A 19,146-nucleotide genomic window follows, 5' to 3' on the forward strand; every position below is an offset into this window, starting at 1 on the left:
TTACCAGCTGTAGCGTACGTTCAGGCTACCGTTTACATCGCTGTAATCATTATCACCTTTCTGTCCGGAGACCTGGGCAATAACGCTCCATTGCTTGCTCACATTTGCCTGAATACCCGCTTTCAGCTCCGCACGATCGGCAGGAAGGTCCTGTTTGATCTGTGTGTCACCAAAGTTGACTGCCGTGTCTTCAGAGGTATGCAGCCAGTTGGCCTCCGCAAACGGCTGGATAACCGCGTCGTTCGACTTATTCATCTTGCTGTCAATGCGCAGGCCTAAACGGGTGGTCCAGCTTTCGCCGTTTTGCCCATCAATCGTCGTGCCGCTGCTGTCTTTGATGTCATCCGCACTGTAATCCTGCCAGACGACCTGTGCCTGCGGCGTGAGGCTCAGCGTGTTGTCGCCGAGTGCGATATCGTAGCGGTAGCCTGTTTCCAGCGAAACGGCGTTGGCGTTTGAATCGTAATCCGTTGAGCCAACGTCACCGTTATCTACGCTGTTGTGGTACATCCCATACTGATACCAACTGTCGACATAAAAACCCTGATGCTGTCGGGCATCGGCAAACCACGTTGCATAGACTCCGAGGTTATAGCCATCGACTTTACCGTCAGCGCTAAAGCGGCTGCCGTCAGCACCTTTATTGCCAGTGCTGTCGCTGCTGGCGTTGATATAGCTACCCATAACCCCGACCACCAGGCTTTGTTCGCCGTTGTTCCAGGCGGCAACATCGCCCCCAATCTGGAACTGGGAGTAGTTGCTGTCGATATCAATATTGCTCTCTGCCGCAGTAGACTGGTTCTTACCTGCTTTGAAACGCGCCCATGTCGTGCCGTTTTCCGATTTGAACTGACTGCCTTCTCGGTCTGACAGGGTCTGCATTTGCAGATCGCGAGCCAGCCACTGGTTGCTGAGGTATGAACCGATATCGGCACGATACTGAGGCGTTACGTCGCCATTATCACTCGTGGCCTGGGAACGAAGATACCAGTCCCCTGAGTCCTGATACAGGCGGTATTCGTAGGCGTTAATCTGGACCTGATTACCCTGAACAAAGGTACCGTTTGATGCACCGCCGACCTGAATCACTTCAATACCGTTTTGGGTCAGTGCGCCCTGACCGCCAACGTTGTTAATGTACAGGGTGGTGTTCCCGGACGTATTCCCCGTAATGTTAAGCATATCGGTTGGAGACGTGTCGTCGCCTAACTGCGTATTTAGCGTCACAGAACCCTGGTTGCAGGTGTAATCGCCGTTTACGATCAGCGTGTTGCCGGTCGTCGCACCATTGGTTCCTTCAATATTGCCGCTGACAATGCTGCCTGCGTTGCTCAGATCACCATTGATCGTTAGCGTGTCGTTGAACTGAACGGTGCCCTTGCTATTAACATTGCCGTTCACCACACCGCTGGAACCGCCAAACGTGGCGCCTGCCGCGACATTCACGGCCTGCTCGCTGTTTTGTACGCCGATAACGCCAGCCTCGTCCAGCCAGAGCGTGCCCTGGTTGACATCCGTTGTGCCGCTGTAACTGTTTACGGCATTAAGGATCAGCGTACCTTGCCCCTCTTTGGTCAGCGATTTGCCGTCCCATCCGGTCGTGGCTTCGGCGTTTTGATCGACAAGCGCCGTGCTCAGCGTAAAGCTGCCGTCAGGATTGTTCAGAGTGAATGTGCCGTGAGCTGCTGTTGCCGCTGGGTTCTGGCTGGCATACCAGGTTAATGACGGTGTCAGGACGTAATTGGTCACGTCGGCGGGATCAATGGTGCCGCTAAAGGTGATGAAGTCAACGGAGCCAGATGCCATGCCCGCAACGGTGAGGTTGGTAAAATTGCCACTGATTGCATTTTCAGCGTCAATCACCGTGAAGGCGCTATCCGCGGAAAGCGTGCTGGCACTACCGTAACCTGTAATATTTAGTGTGCCATCAAGCGTCGCATTCTGAGCGACAATCGGCGCATCGGTCGCGTTTGCGTCAAGATAGACATCAGTTTGGCTGTTAGCCCGAAGGGTGAGATTACCGACATTGAGTGTACCAGTACTGCCGTTTTCATCGCCGAGTGTGATGCGTCCGCTGCTGGTAAGATTACCGACGCTGGAATCGGCCGTCAGCAGCCATTGGCTGTTCGCATCCAGCGTCATGCTGACGTTATCACCGCTGGCCTTAACGGCGCCGGACAGCTTGCTGTTTTCAGCGCGAAGGGTGACTGCATCAGTGGTATTGGCCACGGTGAGCAGATTGTCTGCGTTCATCGTTTGCACATTCTTCACGTTAATATCGGCAGATCCGGAATCCACCGCAAAAGCACTTCCTCCTGACGCGGTTGCCGTAATGCTCCCTCCGTCAATCGTAGCGACATTTTTTCCACCGCTGAACGAGAAGGCGACATTGCTACCGGAAACGTTGCTGTGGGTGACGGTCGCGCTGCTGGCGCTTTCTAAGGCAATGGCAGCAGATTGTTCGCTGGTGATATCTGTGCTGTTCGCCTCAAGGGCTCCACCGTGAGTCATCGCCACTGCCCGCGAATTTTCTCCGGACGCGATCGTTGAACCGTTATTCAGTACGAATGTGCTCTTTGCCCCGTCAGAGGATATTGCTTCAGCATTTTTCCCCTGAGTGACGATATGAGTGTCAGTGAGTTCTGCGCGTCCGGTATTCATTATGCCAACTGACTGCTCACCGTAAGTTTCAACGTGGGATGCCGCTAAATTAAATGTGTTGGTATAGTTTTGAATACCAAAGCTCTGGCTTCCGGTAGTGGTAATCGTGACGTTTGAGCCGGTCAATTCACCGTCGTTATATATACCTGCATTACCAAAATCTCCCGTGGTGTTTATATTCACATTGTCTAATGAAAGGGTGGCATATCGGTTAACAATAGCCCGAGCCATGCCATACCCGGAAGTCGTAATGGTCGCGTTTTTTATCGTCAGGTCTGCGCCATTCAATATCTCAACACCATAAGAACCCTCTCCCGTCGCCGTATAGCTCCCCCCGTCAATGGTGCCTTTTGCATTAGAGCTAAACAATACGGCAGATGCGATCTCGCCTTCCGTCGAAACGGTAAGGTTGTTCAACATGGCTTCTGAGTTATCACCGACAATGGTTATCGCATGACTGCCTTCCCCGGAAGTGCGGATTGTGGATCCCGAATCATCGAGCGTGATTTTCGCTCCATTCGACACGGATAGCCCCATGCCTGCATCCCCGGTTGTGGATATCGTTAAGGCGCCGTTATCGGTGACGATGACATCAGAGCCAGAGGCGGATACCGCCGAGGTATTAGGGCTCGTCGTTGAATATTCACCACTGATGGTATTATTACCCGGGACTGCAACAAACGTCGTGTCACTGGCGTGTGCGGTACTCACAACACCTGACAAGATAAACGTTGCGATCGCGCTTCCGGCGCGTACGCAGGATTTGATTTTGCTGTCCCCTTTTGAAAACTCCGAGGCAACGATGTACATATTTCTGGCGTAATTCCAGACGATGTTATACGAACGGTTCATACACTTCCTTGTGAATCAATGAGTAAACTAAGTGTGGCTGTTGAGTAGAAAAACAACTCCGTTTGGATAGGCTAGAGTTAGTATTTCCTTAAAATGAGCTGGATTATCAGTAATAAATTGCATCGTGTTCAATTTAATATTTTTTAATCCAAACCTTAGTCTTTCTAAAAATACTGAGTGTTATTTAAGGAAGAGATAATTATCGTGAATGAACTTGGGCGGGTTTTCAGATGAGCAGGGGAGATATATATGCTGTGTGAATATTTACCGTCGACAGTGAGCTGACAGTAAATATTCACATCAGGAATTTAAAAATCGACCGGGGCTTTAAACGTCATCGCGTTACCGAAGGCCGGATGGGTGATGGTAAGCGTCTGCGCGTGCAGCTGCAGACGTGGCGCTAAGGCCAGCGCTTCAGGCGGCGCATAAAAGCGGTCGCCCAGAATCGGATGACCCAGCGCAAGCATATGCACGCGCAGCTGGTGTGAACGTCCGGTAATCGGCTTAAGCAGGACGCGCGCGGTATTATCCGGCGCGTACTCAAGCACTTCATACTCGGTTTGCGCGGCCTTGCCGGTTTCATAACACACCTTCTGCTTTGGCCGATTCGGCCAGTCGCAGATCAGCGGTAAATCCACCAGCCCTTCCGCCTGCGCCGGGTGACCCCAGACGCGGGCGACATACTGCTTCTTCGGCTCGCGCTCGCGGAACTGGCGCTTCAGCTCGCGTTCTGCCGCTTTGTTCAGCGCCACCACAATCACGCCGCTGGTCGCCATGTCCAGGCGATGGACCGACTCCGCCTGAGGATAATCGCGCTGAATGCGCGTCATCACGCTGTCTTTGTGCTCATCCAGACGACCCGGCACGGACAACAGCCCGCTGGGCTTGTTGACCACCATAATGTGTTCATCCTGATACAGAATGACCAGCCAGGGATCCTGTGGCGGATTGTACGGCTCCATCACCATCTTGCGCTCCGTTTACTGATGCGTCACAACGATAAGACGCAGGGCATCCAGACGCCAGCTTGCCTGATCCAGGCTTTCCAGCACCTGCTGACGGTTGCTTTCAATCGCCGCCAGCTCGTCGTCACGGATGTTCGGGTTCACGGCCTTCAACGCCTCCAGACGCGACAGCTCTGCAGACAGTTTCTCGTCGGCTTCACTGCGCGCGGCGTCAATCAGCGCTCTGGCCGCTTTTTCAATCTGGGTTTCACCCTGCTGGAGAATGGCATGCACGTCCTGCTGCACCGCATTGACCAGCTTGCTGCCGGTATGGCGGTTCACCGCGCTCAGCTGGCGGTTGAAGCTCTCAAATTCAACCTGTCCTGCGAGGTTCGTGCCGTTTTTATCCAGCAGCAGACGCACCGGCGTTGGTGGCAGGAAGCGGTTGAGCTGCAGCTGTTTCGGCGCCTGCGCTTCCACAACGTAGATCAGCTCCAGCAGCAGCGTGCCTACGGGCAGCGCCTTGTTTTTCAACAGGGAGATGGTGCTGCTGCCGGTATCGCCAGAGAGGATCAGATCCAGCCCGTTACGGATCAGCGGGTGTTCCCAGGTGATGAACTGAGCATCTTCGCGGGACAGCGCCACATCACGCTCGAAGGTGATGGTGCAGCCATCTTCCGGCAGGCCCGGGAAATCTGGCACCAGCATGTGATCGGACGGGGTCAGGACAATCAGGTTCTCGCCGCGGTCGTCCTGGTTAATGCCAACGATGTCGAACAGGTTCATGGAGAAGCTGATGAGACTGGTGTCATCATCCTGCTCTTCAATGCTCTCAGCCAGCGCCTGTGCTTTTTCCCCGCCGTTGGAGTGGATCTCCAGCAGGCGGTCGCGGCCTTGTTCAAGCTGCGCTTTCAGCGCGTCATGCTTCTCACGACAGGACTTAATCAGATCGTCAAAGCCGTCGGTGTTTTCCGGCGCGGCCAGATAGCCGATCAGATCGCCGTGCACCTGATCGTAAATGGTGCGGCCCGTCGGGCAGGTATGTTCAAACGCATCCAGACCTTCGTGGAACCAGCGCACCAGCACGGACTGGGCCGTTTTTTCCAGATACGTCACGTGGATCTGAATATCGTGCGCCTGACCGATACGATCCAGACGACCGATACGCTGCTCCAGCAGATCCGGGTTGAACGGCAGATCGAACATCACCAGGTTGCTGGCGAACTGGAAGTTACGGCCTTCAGAACCGATTTCAGAACACAGCATAACCTGAGCGCCGCTGTCCTCTTCGGCAAACCACGCCGCAGCGCGGTCGCGTTCAACGATGGACATGCCTTCGTGGAACACGGCGGCGCGAATGCCTTCGCGCTCGCGCAGGACCTGCTCCAGCTGCAGCGCGGTGGCCGCCTTGGCGCAGATCACCAGCACCTTTTGGGAGCGGTGCGCGGTCAGGTAGCCCATCAGCCACTCTACGCGCGGATCGAAGTTCCACCAGGTGCCGGTATCGCCTTCAAATTCCTGGTAGATTTGTTCCGGGTAGAGCATGTCGCGGGCGCGCTCTTCCTGCGTTTTGCGCGCGCCCATGATGCCGGAAACTTTAATTGCCGTCTGATACTGCGTCGGCAGCGGCAGTTTAATGGTATGCAGTTCGCGTTTCGGGAACCCTTTCACACCGTTACGGGTGTTACGGAACAGGACGCGACTGGTGCCGTGGCGATCCATCAGCATGTCGATCAGCTCTTTACGCGCGGATTCCGCGTTGTCGCTGTCGCTGTTAGCGGCCTGCAGCAGCGGCTCGATATCCTGCTCGCCAATCAGATCGCTCAGGGTGTTGAGTTCGTCATCAGAAAGACGCTTGCCCGCCAGCAGCAGCGCGACGGCATCTGCAACCGGACGGTAGTTATTCTGTTCTTCCACAAACTGCCCGAAGTCGTGGAAACGGTTTGGATCGAGCAGGCGCAGACGGGCGAAGTGGCTTTCCAGGCCCAGCTGTTCCGGCGTAGCGGTCAACAGCAGGACGCCAGGCACGCGCTCGGCAAGCTGCTCGATAGCCATATATTCGCGGCTCGGCGCGTCTTCGCTCCAGACCAGGTGGTGCGCTTCGTCGACCACCATCAGGTCCCACTCGGCATCGCACAGGTGCTCAAGACGCTGCTTGCTGCGGCGCACGAAGTCCAGGGAGCAGATCACCAGCTGTTCGGTTTCAAACGGGTTGTCCGCATCGTGCTGGGCTTCGGCGTAGCGTTCGTCATCGAACAGAGAGAAGCGCAGGTTAAAGCGGCGCAGCATCTCAACCAGCCACTGGTGCTGTAAGGTTTCTGGCACCACAATCAGCACGCGCTCGGCAGCGCCGGAAAGCAGCTGTTGGTGCAGGATCATGCCCGCCTCGATGGTTTTACCCAGGCCCACTTCATCTGCCAGCAGCACGCGCGGCGCATGGCGACGGCCCACGTCATGGGCGATGTTCAGCTGGTGGGGGATCAGGCTGGTGCGCTGGCCGCGCAGGCCGCTCCAGGGCATGCGGTACTGTTCACTCTGGAACTTACGCGCGCGATAGCGCAGGGAGAAGCGATCCATACGATCGATTTGCCCGGCAAACAGGCGGTCCTGCGGCTTGCTGAACACCAGCTTGCTGTCGAGCAGCACTTCGCGCAGGATGACATTGGCCTCGTCGGTGTCCAGGCGAGTGCCGATGTAGGCGAGCAGTCCATTCTCTTCTTTTACGTCTTCAATCTTGAGCTGCCAGCCGTCGTGGCTGGTCACGGTGTCACCCGGATTAAACATCACGCGGGTTACAGGGGAGTCATTGCGGGCGTACAGGCGGTTTTCACCGGTGGCAGGGAAGAGGAGGGTAACCATGCGCGCATCAACGGCAACGACGGTTCCTAATCCAAGTTCGCTTTCTGTATCGCTGATCCAGCGTTGACCAAGTGTAAAAGGCATAGTTGTTCGGCTCTAATCTTTAATTGCAGGCAATAGTTCGACCACCGTCAAAAAAGACGGTCATCGAAAAATGGGTCCGGGAATGGAAAGGGCGCTATGGTACTGGATGGCAGCCATTTCGTCACGCGTCAAAATAGGCCAAGTTGCCCTGTCACTAGTGTAGCAAAATCATCGTCGATGAAGGGCAAAATTCCGTCGGCAACCGGCTGAAGCTGACGCGTCAGATAGTGTTCATAATCCAGAGGCGAGTGCTGATAATCCACCGGTTCCGGACCGTTTATCGTCCAGACGTATTTGATGGTTCCCCGATTCTGATACTGCGGCGCGCGGCCACGGCGGACGTTTTCTTCGTCCGCGAGGCGCGCGGCGCGAACGTGCGGAGGAACGTTGCGCTGGTACTCCGCGAGCGGGCGGCGCAGGCGTTTGCGATACACCAGCTGCGCGTCAAGTTCGCCTGCCATCAGGCTGGCGATCGTCTCGCGCACGTAGTCCTGATACGGCTCATTGCGGAATACCCGCAGATAGAGCGTTTGCTGGAACTGCTGGGCCAGCGGCGTCCAGTCGGTACGCACTGTCTCGAGCCCTTTAAAGACCATCCGCTGCGCGTCGCCTTCCTGAATCAGCCCGGCATAGCGCTTCTTGCTGCCCTGATCGGTACCGCGGATGGTGGGCATTAAGAAGCGGGCAAAATGGGTTTCAAATTCCAGTTCCAGCGCGCTGGTTAAGCGCGCTTTCTGCAGATGTTCCTGCCACCAGTCGTTCACGAAGGCAACCAGCGCTTTGCCGATTTGCGCGGCATCGTCTTCGGAATGCGCGCCCTTAAGCCATACAAAGGTGGAGTCCGTGTCGCCGTAGATGACGTCATAGCCCCGGGATTCAATCAGCGCTTTAGTCTGACGCATGATCTCGTGCCCACGCATCGTGATCGACGACGCCAGCCGCGGGTCGAAGAAGCGACAGGCGCTGGTGCCCAGCACCCCGTAGAAGGCGTTCATGATGATTTTCAGCGCCTGTGAGAGGGGCTTGTTGCCGTGGCGCTTGGCCTCATCGCGGCCGTGCCAGATGTTGCCCACGATGTCGGGCAGGCAGTGTTTTTCCCGCGAGAAGCGTGCGCCGAGGAAGCCTTCGGTGCTGTGTCCATCATCCGGCTGGGCCAGCCCCTCAACCAGCCCGACGGGATCGATCAGGAAGGTGCGAATTATCGACGGGTAGAGGCTTTTGTAGTCCAGGACCAGAACGGAGTCATACAGTCCTGGTCGGGAATCCATGACGTAGCCGCCGGGGCTGGCCTGCGGCGGCACGTCCCCGAGGTTGGGGGCGACGTATCCTGCCCGGTGCATTCGGGGAAAATAGAGGTGGCTAAAGGCCGCCACGGAGCCGCCGTGCCTGTCGACCGCAAGGCCGTTTACCGTCGCGCGCTCCAGCAGGAAGGGCATGATTTCGGTTTTGTGGAAAATCCGCGTGACCAGCTCACAGTCTTTCAGGTTATAGGTGGCGAGCGCGGGCTTGTCTTCGTTAAAGCGCCGGTCGATCTCGTCCATTCTGTCCCAGGGGTTGTCGATGGATTTGCCTTCGCCAAGCAGCTCCTGCGCCACCGTTTCGAGGGCGAATGACGAGAAGTTCCAGAAGGCGGACTTGAGCGCCTCGATGCCGTCGATAATCAGGCGGCCGTTCGCCTGTGCGAAGAAAACGCCGTTCTTAAAACCGTGTTCGCGCCACTCAAGCTCGCTGTTGCCGCGCCCGAGCATCAGCGAGATGCGGTAACGCTCGGCGTGTTTTTGCAGCACACGCAGGTCGAACTGCACCACGTTCCAGCCGATCAGAACGTCGGGATCGAAGTCGGCAAACCACTGGTTGAGCTTCTCCAGCAGCTGCGGCCGGCTGGTAACATACTCAAGCCGGAAATCCAGCGCGGAGGCATCACCATTCGGTGGCCCGAGCATATAGACAACCCGATCGCCGCAGCCTTCAAGTCCTATACAGTACAGTTCGCCGTGACGGGTGGTTTCGATATCCAGGGAGACCCACTTCAGCGGCGGACGGTAGTGCGGGTTCGGCTTCAGCCGCGCGTTAACGAGGCTGCCGTTGTGCGCGGTGCCATCGACCCAGACGGGCGCGGTAATAAACCGCTCCATCAGAAACCGTTCCGGTGGGCGGATGTCAGCTTCGTAGAGCGTCACGCCCGCCTCGCGGAGCAGTTTTTCATAGCGCATCAGCTGACGATGGGCGCGACAGTAGAGGCCGTGAACCGGCTGACGGTGGAAATCTTTCAGTTCAAGCGGGGTAATGCGCCAGCCGTTTTCACCGCGCAGCAGCTGTTTCACTTTTTCGACGTGCGCTTCAGGAATAAACGCCACGGACTCCTGCGGCGGCAGCGTCACCTGCAGCGGGCCGTTGTCCGTTGCCAGCCAGAATTCAACCTCGGTGCCCTGAGGCGTATCCCGCCAGTGTCGGGTCAGTAAAAAGCCTTCTTGCGCCTGCGCCACGCCGTTATCCCATAAAACAAAACCAGGCCTGATTATAGCCTGGTTGAGGTGGGTTTGCTGGGGTTTTATACAGTGCCTGTTTAGCCGGACGGCGCTGCACTTATCCGGCCTACAAGCTACTGCCCGTAATACGCTTTCGCGCCGTGCTTGCGCAGATAATGCTTATCGAGCAGGCTCTGCTGCATGTCCGGCAGCTGCGGCGCCAGCTGGCGGCAGAAGATCCCCATATAGGCGATCTCTTCGAGCACAATCGCATTATGCACCGCATCTTCCGCGTTTTTACCCCAGGCGAACGGGCCGTGGGAGTGCACCAGCACGCCGGGCATCTGCGCGGCGTCGATTCCCTGTTTTTCGAAGGTTTCGACAATGACGTTGCCGGTTTCCCACTCGTACTCGCCGTTGATCTCCGCATCGGTCATCAGACGCGTGCAGGGAATGGTGCCGTAAAAGTAGTCCGCGTGGGTGGTGCCAGTCGCCGGGATGGACTGGCCCGCCTGTGCCCAGATGGTGGCATGGCGTGAATGGGTATGCACGATACCGCCGATGGTTGGGAATGAGCGGTACAGCAGGCGGTGGGTTGGCGTATCGGAGGAGGGCTTTTTGTTCCCTTCCACCACTTCACCCGTTTCGATGCTGACCACCACCATATCGTCCGCCGTCATCACCGCGTAATCGACGCCGGAAGGCTTGATCACAAACACGCCTTTATCGCGGTCAACGGCGCTGACGTTGCCCCAGGTCAGGGTGACCAGATTATGTTTCGGCAGCGCCAGGTTGGCTTCGAGCACCTGGCGTTTGAGCTCTTCTAACATTGTTGTCTCCAGTGCCGGATGGCGCTTTGCTTATCCGGCCTACAGAACCGTAGGCCCGGTAAACGCGGTGCCACCGGGCATTCAGGGCTTAGCGTTTTGAACCGTAATAGACTTCGTTCCAGCGCAGCGCGTCTTTAAAGGCGGGCAGGCGGGTATCGTTATCAATCACGGTCAGCTCGATATCATGCAGCTCGGCGAACTGACGCATGTCGTTCAGATCCAGCGCGTGGCTGAACACCGTGTGGTGCGCGCCGCCGGCCAGGATCCACGCCTCTGACGCGGTCGGCAGGTCCGGTTGCGCTTTCCACAGGGCGTTGGCGACAGGCAGTTTCGGCAGCGAATGTGGCGTTTCAACCGCATCGACGCAGTTCACCAGCAGGCGGAAACGATCGCCCAGATCGATCAGGCTGGCGTTGATGGCCGGGCCGGTGCGGGTGTTGAAGATCAGACGCGCCGGATCGGCTTTGCCGCCGATGCCGAGATACTGCACGTCGAGGATCGGTTTCTCTTCGACGGCGATAGAAGGGCACACTTCCAGCATGTGGGAGCCGAGCACCAGGTCGTTGCCGTTTTCGAAGTGGTAGGTGTAGTCCTCCATAAAGGAGGTGCCGCCCTGCAGACCGGTCGACATCACCTTCATGATGCGAAGCAGAGCGGCAGTTTTCCAGTCGCCTTCGCCTGCAAAGCCGTAGCCCTGCTGCATCAGACGTTGTACCGCCAGGCCCGGCAGCTGTTTCAGGCCGTGGAGGTCTTCAAAAGTGGTAGTAAAAGCGTGGAAGCCACCCTGTTCCAGGAAGCGCTTCATGCCCAGTTCAATGCGCGCTGCATCCAACACGTTCTGGCGCTTGTCGCCGTTGATTTGTGCCGCAGGGGTCAGGCGGTAGCTGCTTTCGTATTCATCCACCAGCGCGCTCACGTCGCCATCGCTAATGTCGTTTACCACCTGCACCAGGTCGCCCACTGCCCAGGTATTTACGGAGAAGCCGAATTTAATCTGCGCAGCGACTTTATCGCCGTCGGTGACCGCCACTTCACGCATGTTGTCGCCGAAACGCACCACTTTCAGGTGGCGGGTATCCTGCTTAGAGACCGCCTGTCGCATCCAGGAGCCGATACGTTGTTGCGCCTTGCCATCCTGCCAGTGGCCGGTGACCACCGCGTGCTGCTGGCGCATGCGCGCGCCGATGAAGCCGAACTCGCGGCCGCCGTGTGCGGTCTGGTTCAGGTTCATAAAGTCCATGTCGATGCTGTCCCACGGCAGGGAGGTGTTGAACTGGGTATGGAACTGCAGCAGCGGTTTGTTGAGGATAGACAGGCCGTTGATCCACATTTTTGCCGGTGAGAAGGTGTGCAGCCACACCACCAGACCGGCGCATTTATCGTCGTAGTTGGCGTCGCGGCAGATGTGGGTGATTTCGTCCGGCGTCGTGCCCAGCGGTTTCAGTACCAGTTTGCACGGCAGTTTGGCTTCCGCGTTCAGCGCGTTAACGACGTGCTCCGCGTGTTTCGTTACCTGCTGCAGCGCTTCCGGTCCGTAAAGATGCTGGCTGCCAATCACAAACCACACTTCATAATTATTAAAAATGGTCATCATCGTGTCCTTAATGGGTCAGGGTTGCCGTAGTGTCCGCGGTGCTTTTGGCCGGGGCGGCGACAGGGAGATAGTGAAGTTCGGCGCTTTTTGCCCATTGCTGGTAGCGCTGATAAAGCTGTTCAAAGCGTTGTGCCTGCTGGGCACGCGGCTGAAGGGTGTTTTCGACGGCACTCGCCATATGCTGCTGCGCGGTGGGGATATCCGCATGGACGCCAGCGGCTACGGCGGCGAAAATTGCCGCCCCCAGCGCGCAGCACTGATCGGAGGCCACAATCTGGAGCGGACGGTTCAGCACGTCGCAGCAGGCCTGCATGATCACCGGGTTTTTACGGGCGATGCCGCCCAGCGCCATCACGTTGTTCACGTCGATGCCCTGCTCGGTGAAGCACTCCATAATCGCGCGGGCGCCGAAGGCGGTGGCGGCAATCAGACCGCCGAACAGCGCAGGCGCGTCGGTCGCCAGGTTGAGGTCGGTAATCACCCCTTTCAGGCGCTGGTTGGCAAACGGCGTGCGGCGGCCGTTAAACCAGTCCAGCACCACCGGGAGGTGGTCGATAGACGGATTTTTAGCCCAGGCGTCGGTAAGCTGCGGCAGGAGCTGCTTTTTGCTCTCGGCGATCTGGGTTTTCAGTTCAGGATGTGACGCCGCCAGCCGATCCAGCGGCCAGCCGAGCACGCGGCCAAACCAGGCGTAGATATCGCCAAACGCGGACTGACCGGCTTCGAGGCCGATAAAGTCTGGCACCACGCTGCCGTCAACCTGGCCGCAGATGCCTTTTACCGCGCGGTCGCCGACGGTGGCTTTATCTGCCGTCAGGATGTCGCAGGTGGAGGTGCCGATCACTTTTACCAGCGTGTTTGGCTGTGCGCCCGCGCCCACGGCGCCCATATGGCAGTCAAACGCACCGCCGGAGATAGCTACGTTCTGCGGCAGGCCGAGACGCGTCGCCCACTCTTCGCAGAGGGTGCCGACGGGAATATCGGCGGTGAAGGTGTCGGTAAACAGCGGGTATGACAGGCTCTTGTTGATGATTGGGTCGAGCTCATCAAAGAACGCGGCCGGAGGTAAGCCGCCCCAGCTTTCATGCCACAGGGATTTATGCCCGGCGCTGCAGCGGCCGCGGCGGATATCCTGCGGGCGCGTGGTGCCGGAGAGCAGGGCGGGAACCCAGTCGCATAGCTCAATCCAGGACGCCGCTGCCTGTGCGACAGACGCGTCCGCGCGGGTGACGTGCAGGATCTTGGCCCAGAACCACTCGCTGGAGTAAATCCCGCCGATATACCGTGAGTAGTCAGTTTTGCCCTGCTGATGGCATAAGCGGGTGATGGCTTCGGCCTCTTCCACGGCGGTATGGTCTTTCCACAGCACGAACATGGCGTTCGGGTTGTCGGCAAACTCCGGGCGCAGTGCCAGCACGCGGCCTTCGGCATCGACAGGGGCAGGCGTAGAGCCGGTGCTGTCGACGCCAATCCCCACAACATCGGCCCGCTGGGCGTCGGTCAGGTCCGCCAGAACGGTTTTGATCGCCGCTTCCATCGACTCGATGTAGTCCCGCGGGTGGTGACGGAACTGGTTGTTTGGCGCATCGCAGTAGCGCCCCTCTTGCCAGCGCGGATACCACTCAACGCTGGTTGCTATCTCCTGGCCGGACGTACAGTCCACTGCCAGCGCGCGAACTGAATCGCTGCCAAAATCGAGGCCAATCGCAATTGCCATGGTGTTGCTCCATCGAAAAAACAGGTATGGAAGAACATTAGAGACTGGGGACAAAAGTCGTCAGGCAGGATCCGCTAATCTTATGGACTAAATTGCTGTTACAACGGAAAGTGTGACGCTGTGCAAATATTCAATGTGGACATTTCTGCCGCACTTATAGACACTTTTGTTACTGGTTATCTGCCTGCTCTGGCGGAGAAATCAGGGGGAAAGGCTGAAACATGGCGGACGTAAAAGCGGCGTGATGCTTTTTGGATCTTTTCGCGGGCCATTTTTAACCTGCATTTAGTGATATGGACAATTGGTTTCCTTCAGGACCCTTGGGAGAACTGAATCTATGGCCGAAACGCAGAACGATCCCCTGCTGCCGGGATACTCGTTTAACGCGCACCTTGTGGCGGGGCTGACCCCTATCGAGGCTGAGGGATATCTCGACTTTTACGTCGACCGACCGCTCGGGATGAAAGGGTATATCCTCAACCTGACCGTGCGGGGGGAAGGGATCATCAAGAACGGTGACCAGCAGTTCGTCTGCCGCCCGGGGGATATCCTGCTGTTCCCGCCGGGTGAGATCCACCACTATGGCCGTCATCCGGATGCCAAAGAGTGGTATCACCAGTGGGTCTACTTCCGTCCGCGCGCCTACTGGCAGGAGTGGCTTTCCTGGCCGGCTATTTTTGCTCACACCGGGTTTTATCGCCCGGATGAGGTGCATCTGGCGCAGTTTCGCGAGCTTTTTGCCCAGATAATCGAGGCGGGGCAGGCTGGTGGACGCTATGCCGAACTGCTGGCGATAAACCTCCTTGAACAGCTGCTGCTGCGGCGGATGGAGGCGATTAACGCGTCGCTTAACCCGCCGCTGGATAACCGCGTGCGCGACGCCTGCCAGTACATCAGCGACCACCTGGCCGATAGCCAGTTTGATATTGCCAGCGTCGCCCAGCACGTCTGCCTGTCGCCGTCGCGGCTGTCGCACCTGTTCCGCCAGCAGCTTGGCGTCAGCGTACTGAGCTGGCGCGAGGATCAGCGCATCAGCCAGGCGAAGCTGCTGCTCAGCACCACCCGGATGCCCATCGCCACCGTGGGGCGCAACGTGGGCTTTGAGGATCAGCTCTATTTCTCCCGCGTATTTAAAAAATGTACCGGTGCCAGCCCCAGTGAATTTCGCGCGGGATGTGAATAAACGGTAAAAAAAGATAAACAAACAGGTGAATGCAGAAAGCAACCTGTAAACTATTCAGACAATTGTTGCCTTGACGCGGTGCGGGGCGCTAAGCAGAATCGCTGATTCGTTTTCTGACCGGAATAGTTATGCAGGCATTGCTGGAACACTTTATTACCCAGTCCGTTATGTACTCGCTCATCGCCGTGGCGCTGGTGGCGTTTCTGGAATCGCTGGCGCTTGTCGGGTTAATCCTGCCCGGCACCGTGATGATGGCGGGGCTTGGGGCGCTTATCGGCAGCGGTGAGGTCAATTTCTGGCAGGCATGGCTGGCCGGGATTATCGGCTGTCTGCTGGGCGACTGGATCTCCTTCTGGCTGGGCTGGCGCTTTAAGAAGCCGCTGCACCGCTGGTCGTTCATGAAAAAGAACAAAGCGCTGCTCGATAAAACCGAGCATGCGCTGCACCAGCACAGCATGTTTACCATCCTCGTGGGCCGCTTTGTTGGGCCAACGCGTCCGCTGGTGCCGATGGTGGCCGGGATGCTGGATCTCCCCGTCGCGAAATTTGTGGTGCCGAACATTATCGGCTGCGTCTTCTGGCCGCCGTTCTACTTCCTGCCGGGTATTCTGGCGGGCGCGGCCATCGATATTCCTGACGGTATGCAAAGCGGTGAGTTTAAGTGGCTGCTGCTGGGCACGGCGGTGCTGCTGTGGCTGGCGGTCTGGCTCTGCTGGCGGCTGTGGCGCAGCGCGAAAGCGAGCGTCGATCGCCTGACGCGCTATCTTCCGCGCTCTCGTCTTTTGTGGCTGGCCCCGCTGACGCTGGGTGTAGCTGTGGTAGCCCTGGTCGCGCTGATTCGCCACCCGCTGATGCCGGTGTACGGCGAGATCCTGTTGAAGGTGGTAAGCCGTTAATCGGTTTCCCGCTCTAGTATCCCATATCTCGGTAAGCCCGGTTTGAGCTGGTGATCGACAGTAAAGCGCCTGTTACCGCTGGAACCAGAACAGAGAGTATTATGCTTGCCGCTAATACCAGTATGGAAGGCATCTCACCGGGCTTATTGGTTATCATCATAATGAAAAATAAGGAAAATAATAAAAAGAGCCCCGTCATTACCCCATTAATAAAGGGATGCAGCCAAACGTCCCATCGGCAGGTTTCGGATACATGAGTATCCTGCGAGGAAAGCGCGGTGATGGAAAATTTATTCATTGCTGAATTCGCCACCAGCTGAGTTCCCTGCGCATATTTTACCGCATCGGCAGCAAGCGCCAGCGCCAGCCATCTGTATCCCTCGCTCTTTTCCCCGAGTGAGGATTCCATTTCCAGCCGTTCCATAACAGCGTTTTTAGCATCCAGCGCCTGCATCAAAGGATATTTTTCCGTGCGGGATAATCCGCTGTACCAGAGCGCTTTTGGGGCCGTCACAGGGCCAACATCCAGATAAACCGGCATCGTTTCTTCTACGTCCGTGATCTTACTCATCGGTTGGTACAGATAAACCGGTTTCTCTCCCTCTGTATGCACGTATTGGTTAGTGAACAGAAAAGCGCAGGCGTTTTCCATGCGCTTACTGTCACCGTCTTCACCATGCATATCGACGACGATCAGCAGCCTGTTAACGATGAACTTGTCGCTTGCCGCTATCCATTCCCCGATGAGCGAGTAGTCAGGGCACTCGCTGATAAACTGAATTTTGCCGCTTTGCGCACTGTGTAACTTCAGATTTCCCAGCACTCGTCTCAGATCCTCAACACAGTTCGCATCGCCCCCGCGAACCCAGACGTATGTTTGCCTTAGCTGATACGCACTCATTTTGAGCTTATCGGCCATCGGCGCGAGCAGGCGCGAAAAGACGGCTTCGTCCGGAGTCTGGTCAAACGCTTCGGTTGCCTCAATCTTTAGCGGCGTTTTGGGCGCCAGCGGAAACTCACCTTCAAGCTTTAGCATATTCAGCGCCAGCTGATCGACCGGAGAGAGAACCGACCAGGCTGCAATGGTGAGGTTCTGACGCGCAAAACGTTTGAGCCTGATAGCCCTCTCTTTTGCTATATATTTGCGAGTTTCTGCATAGTTTACTGACGTACTTATTATCATTTTCAGCGCAAATACCAGACACGTTACCAGGCTGAGCGGAAGCAGTACGGACGGCAAGAAAAAAAAGAGCGTCACATGTTTATTCTGAGGCCAGTTAACAATCTCAAGAATGATCCCCATGACAACAGCGACGATATACACAGCAACGATCGCTAACGTCGGCATTTTTACGTCAGCATCTTTCTGCTTCGAATATAACCACCACTCCATTATATAGCCCCCGCCGTTGGCAGCGTTGTCCTTATTTCACACCCGCACGCCGCTTTACACCGGTCGACAACCACGCCTCGTCCGAGCATCGTCCAGCGTGGATGGCACTCTGTAATCGGGTACTTCCCTTTGTGCAGCAGGCATTCAACGATGTCATCTTTTAGCGCCACGGGTTTACCCATGAAATTGGCCCCTGAAGCTGAAGTCACTTTTCCACCGTTCGCCAGCGGATCGTCTAAGCGAATTACGCCGTTCATTGTTTATCCTTAGTCGTTTATCGCGCATCCATGTCACAGCGCATATGGTCCCAGCCGGTGTAGCCTTTCACTTCAGGGACCTTATCGGGTTGGTCTTCCCAATTAGTCTGCAATGACTGTACGGTGTCCTTGAGGCCTTGCTTCGTCATATAAACCATTCCCCACGCCCAGCCGCCCGTTCCTGTTGTAATATCGCCCTGCACCCCATCCTGAAGTTCGTAATGAATACCCTTACCACCGGGCAATAGACGGGGGTCGTCAAACGGTCTGGAGGACATATAAAGGCGGTGCTTTGTCTGCAGAAAGCCCTGGTCATTCACTACTGTGAAAGAAAGAATGTCGTCATAGGGAGGTGCATTGTCTCCATTAGGTTCATTTTCTCCGGGCGAGAATGAGGACGGGTGCCAGGTTTTGCCATAATCCTTTGATACAATAAATCCCGCAGATTCCCAGGCTGGAATGGCAATATAACGCTCAGAGTTATGAATGAATTGTTTGGTATATATACGGTAAAACTGGAAGTACGGCTGAGAATGAATTGCTTTCTGGGTATCGGTATACCAGAGCTCGCCTTCACAGTCCCAGCCCTTCAGTTCGAGATAACGATGGTCATCGAAACGATAGACCACCTGCGTCGGCGGCTCGTTGGCCTGACAGCCTGAAGCCATCATTACAGCAGCGGCAGCTATGCCTGAGAATAATGCTTTCATTGGTTAGCGCCCCGCATCCATGTCACATTGCATATGGTCCCAGCCGGTGTAGTCTTTTACTTCAGGGACCTTATCGGGTTGGTCTTCCCAATTAGTCTGCAATGACTGTACGGTGTCCTTGAGGCCTTGCTTCGTCATATAAACCATTCCCCATGCCCAGCCCCCGTTCCTGCTTTAATATCGCCCTGGACCCCATCCTGAAGTTCGTAATGAATACCCTTACCACCGGGCAATAGTCGGGGGTCATCAAACGGTCTGGATGACATATAAAGGCTGCGCTTTGTCTGCAGAAAGCCCTGGTCATTCACCACTGTAAAAGAAATAACATCATCTCGCGGAGGTGAGTTCATTCCATTCGGTTCGTTTCCTCCGGGAGAGAATTGTGCAACCTGCCACGTTTTCCCGTAGTCCTTAGAGACACGAAACCCACCGACTCCCCAGCCTGTAATAGCGATGTATCGTTCTGAGGGATGGACAAACTTTTTAGTAAATATTCTGTAAAACTGGCTGACAGGTTCAGAATGAATCCCCCGCTGCGTATCGGTGTACCAGAGCTCACCTTCACAGTCCCAGCCTTTCAGTTCCAGATAACGATGGTCATCAAAGCGATAAACCACCTGCGTCGGCGGCTCGTTGGCCTGACAGCCTGAAGCCATCAGTACAGCAGCAACAGCTATGCCTGAACATAATGCTTTCAT

12 protein-coding genes and 1 pseudogene are annotated in these 19,146 nt (G+C 56.4%); 2 read left to right on the forward strand and 11 right to left on the reverse strand.

Annotated elements, in window-relative coordinates; all coding sequences use genetic code 11:
* From ACOTXF_RS03500 to araB, 7 genes are all read right to left on the reverse strand, one after another.
* A complete protein-coding gene (locus ACOTXF_RS03500; protein WP_232926650.1) occupies positions 1 to 3,513 on the reverse strand; it encodes an autotransporter outer membrane beta-barrel domain-containing protein in 3,513 nt (1,170 codons plus the stop codon).
* A gap of 308 nt (positions 3,514 to 3,821) precedes the next feature.
* Complete coding sequence (rluA, locus tag ACOTXF_RS03505) at positions 3,822 to 4,481, reverse strand: bifunctional tRNA pseudouridine(32) synthase/23S rRNA pseudouridine(746) synthase RluA (RefSeq protein WP_008502014.1); 660 nt, start codon at positions 4,479 to 4,481, stop codon at positions 3,822 to 3,824.
* Positions 4,482 to 4,493: 12 nt separating this feature from the next.
* Positions 4,494 to 7,400, reverse strand: coding sequence for an RNA polymerase-associated protein RapA (gene rapA, locus ACOTXF_RS03510; RefSeq protein ID WP_232926648.1), 2,907 nt, complete (start codon positions 7,398 to 7,400; stop codon positions 4,494 to 4,496).
* A 128-nt stretch (positions 7,401 to 7,528) separates the two neighbouring features.
* Positions 7,529 to 9,886 (reverse strand): DNA polymerase II, encoded by a 2,358-nt coding sequence (polB, locus tag ACOTXF_RS03515; RefSeq protein WP_234115167.1) that lies wholly within the window; start codon positions 9,884 to 9,886, stop codon positions 7,529 to 7,531.
* 116 nt (positions 9,887 to 10,002) lie between these two features.
* Positions 10,003 to 10,698, reverse strand: a complete 696-nt coding sequence (araD, locus tag ACOTXF_RS03520; RefSeq protein ID WP_047746162.1) for an L-ribulose-5-phosphate 4-epimerase — start codon at positions 10,696 to 10,698, stop codon at positions 10,003 to 10,005.
* Positions 10,699 to 10,786: 88 nt separating this feature from the next.
* On the reverse strand, positions 10,787 to 12,289 hold the full coding sequence (araA, locus tag ACOTXF_RS03525; RefSeq protein ID WP_048961801.1) for an L-arabinose isomerase: 1,503 nt from the start codon (positions 12,287 to 12,289) through the stop codon (positions 10,787 to 10,789).
* Positions 12,290 to 12,299: 10 nt separating this feature from the next.
* Positions 12,300 to 14,009 carry a ribulokinase gene (gene araB / locus ACOTXF_RS03530; protein WP_047746158.1) on the reverse strand — a complete coding sequence of 570 codons (1,710 nt, stop codon included), beginning with the start codon at positions 14,007 to 14,009 and terminating at the stop codon, positions 12,300 to 12,302.
* 337 nt (positions 14,010 to 14,346) lie between these two features.
* Here araB and araC point away from each other — a divergent pair, with 337 nt between their 5' ends.
* Both araC and ACOTXF_RS03540 read left to right on the forward strand, forming a co-directional pair.
* Positions 14,347 to 15,192, forward strand: a complete 846-nt coding sequence (araC, locus tag ACOTXF_RS03535) for an arabinose operon transcriptional regulator AraC (RefSeq protein WP_023293301.1) — start codon at positions 14,347 to 14,349, stop codon at positions 15,190 to 15,192.
* 128 nt (positions 15,193 to 15,320) lie between these two features.
* Entirely contained in the window at positions 15,321 to 16,088 is a 768-nt protein-coding gene (locus ACOTXF_RS03540; protein WP_008502007.1) for a DedA family protein, read from the forward strand.
* Between the two features lie 13 nt (positions 16,089 to 16,101).
* Here the strand turns inward: ACOTXF_RS03540 and ACOTXF_RS03545 are convergent, their stop codons facing one another.
* From ACOTXF_RS03545 to ACOTXF_RS03560, 4 genes and pseudogenes are all read right to left on the reverse strand, one after another.
* Complete coding sequence (locus ACOTXF_RS03545; protein ID WP_047746156.1) at positions 16,102 to 17,481, reverse strand: hypothetical protein; 1,380 nt, start codon at positions 17,479 to 17,481, stop codon at positions 16,102 to 16,104.
* A complete protein-coding gene (locus ACOTXF_RS03550) occupies positions 17,481 to 17,738 on the reverse strand; it encodes a PAAR domain-containing protein (protein ID WP_039024331.1) in 258 nt (85 codons plus the stop codon). Before ACOTXF_RS03550 ends, ACOTXF_RS03545 begins: the two co-directional genes overlap by 1 nt.
* A gap of 17 nt (positions 17,739 to 17,755) precedes the next feature.
* Positions 17,756 to 18,448 (reverse strand): T6SS immunity protein Tli3 family protein, encoded by a 693-nt coding sequence (locus ACOTXF_RS03555; RefSeq protein ID WP_232926644.1) that lies wholly within the window; start codon positions 18,446 to 18,448, stop codon positions 17,756 to 17,758.
* A 3-nt stretch (positions 18,449 to 18,451) separates the two neighbouring features.
* Positions 18,452 to 19,146, reverse strand: a pseudogene (locus ACOTXF_RS03560) (T6SS immunity protein Tli3 family protein).

The sequence above is a fragment of the Enterobacter cloacae complex sp. IR53041 genome, from assembly GCF_049238285.1.
GTDB classification, from domain to species: Bacteria; Pseudomonadota; Gammaproteobacteria; order Enterobacterales; family Enterobacteriaceae; genus Enterobacter; species Enterobacter roggenkampii.

Excerpts from the sequence above, each read along its gene's own strand:
- ACOTXF_RS03500 (WP_232926650.1), bottom strand. The coding sequence starts at position 3,513 with ATGAACCGTTCGTATAACATCGTCTGGAATTACGCCAGAAATATGTAC.
- rluA (WP_008502014.1), bottom strand. The coding sequence starts at position 4,481 with ATGGTGATGGAGCCGTACAATCCGCCACAGGATCCCTGGCTGGTCATT.
- rapA (WP_232926648.1), bottom strand. The coding sequence starts at position 7,400 with ATGCCTTTTACACTTGGTCAACGCTGGATCAGCGATACAGAAAGCGAA.
- araD (WP_047746162.1), bottom strand. The coding sequence starts at position 10,698 with ATGTTAGAAGAGCTCAAACGCCAGGTGCTCGAAGCCAACCTGGCGCTG.
- araA (WP_048961801.1), bottom strand. The coding sequence starts at position 12,289 with ATGACCATTTTTAATAATTATGAAGTGTGGTTTGTGATTGGCAGCCAG.
- araB (WP_047746158.1), bottom strand. The coding sequence starts at position 14,009 with ATGGCAATTGCGATTGGCCTCGATTTTGGCAGCGATTCAGTTCGCGCG.
- araC (WP_023293301.1), top strand. The coding sequence starts at position 14,347 with ATGGCCGAAACGCAGAACGATCCCCTGCTGCCGGGATACTCGTTTAAC.
- ACOTXF_RS03540 (WP_008502007.1), top strand. The coding sequence starts at position 15,321 with ATGCAGGCATTGCTGGAACACTTTATTACCCAGTCCGTTATGTACTCG.
- ACOTXF_RS03545 (WP_047746156.1), bottom strand. The coding sequence starts at position 17,481 with ATGGAGTGGTGGTTATATTCGAAGCAGAAAGATGCTGACGTAAAAATG.
- ACOTXF_RS03550 (WP_039024331.1), bottom strand. The coding sequence starts at position 17,738 with ATGAACGGCGTAATTCGCTTAGACGATCCGCTGGCGAACGGTGGAAAA.
- ACOTXF_RS03555 (WP_232926644.1), bottom strand. The coding sequence starts at position 18,448 with ATGAAAGCATTATTCTCAGGCATAGCTGCCGCTGCTGTAATGATGGCT.